The organism is Tsukamurella pseudospumae, from assembly GCF_001575205.1.
GTDB lineage: Bacteria > Actinomycetota > Actinomycetes > Mycobacteriales > Mycobacteriaceae > Tsukamurella > Tsukamurella pseudospumae.
On sequence record NZ_LSRE01000054.1, the window covers coordinates 1 to 1,143 of the forward strand.

Annotated in this window: 1 protein-coding gene; it reads right to left on the bottom strand. The window is 65.1% G+C overall.

The window, feature by feature from the left end:
- Nucleotides 1–11 precede the first annotated feature (11 nt).
- Nucleotides 12–1,034, bottom strand: coding sequence for an IS30 family transposase (locus AXK61_RS24110; protein WP_068747213.1), 1,023 nt, complete (start codon nt 1,032–1,034; stop codon nt 12–14).
- Nucleotides 1,035–1,143: the final 109 nt, after the last annotated feature.

Sequence of the window (1,143 nt, forward strand, 5' to 3'; positions counted from 1 at the left end):
GGGTGGCGATGTCAACTCGTGGAAGCAACAGCGCTGGTCAGTAGTAGTTTCTCGAACACCTCCCGGGGTGTGCGGAAGCCGAGGCAGGCTCGGGGGCGTTCGTTGAGTTCGCGGGCGATGGAGTCCAGGTAGGGCTGATGATCGGTGATCTCGGTGCCCTTGGGCAGGTACTCACGGATCAACCCGTTGGTGTTCTCGTTCGTCGGCCGCTCCCACGGCGACCGCGGGTGGGCGAAGAAGATCGGCAGGTCCGCGGCGACGGTCACCGACGCATGCTCGGCCATCTCGGTGCCTTGATCCCAGGTCAGGCCCTGTTTCATGAACGCGGGCAGACCTGCCAGGTGGTCGATGAGCACGTCGGCGACACCGTCCGCGTGCTTCCCGCCGGGCAGCCCGAGGATCAAGGTGTAGCGGCTGGTCCGCTCCACCAGCGTCGCCGCAGCAGTCTTACCGTTCTTCCCCACGATCAGATCACCCTCCCACCAACCAGGCACCCGCCGGTCATTCGCCGCCTCGGGGCGGTCGTCGATCGAGCGCATACCGACGATCCGCGCCGAACGCTCACCCACCTGCTTGCGCGGCTTGCGGCGGGTTCGCTTGCTCTGCAACATGATTCCCTGCCGATCAAGCTCACCTTTCGGCAACACGTACAGCCACCGGTAGATCGCCTCATGCGAGACGGTCCGGCCCTGAGCATCAACAGAACGTTCCATGAGCTCCACACTGGGATCCTGCGCCTCCAACCGCAACCTGCCCGCGATCTGCCGCGGCGTGCACGAGGACTTCAAGTCCGCGAGGACCCGCGCTCTGAGGATCGGATCACGGTCGATCACACGCTCCTGCGGACGCGAACGAGACTGCCGTGCAGTCTTATCCGCGGTGGCACACCGATACCCGCCGGTCTTCGTGGAGTTCCGGTGAATCTCCCGCGAGATCACCGACGGCGCCCTCCCCAGGTGCACCGCAATCGTCCGAATCGACCAGCCGGCCTTCAACCCCGTCGAGATCTCAACCCGATCCTCCACCGTCAACATCCGCCGCACATCAGCCCCGTATCGTCGCACCACCCCGGTCTACCAGGGCTGTTGCTACGACGCTATGACACCGCCGGAGGCTCGGCGCCGACACTCGGGATGAGTGTCT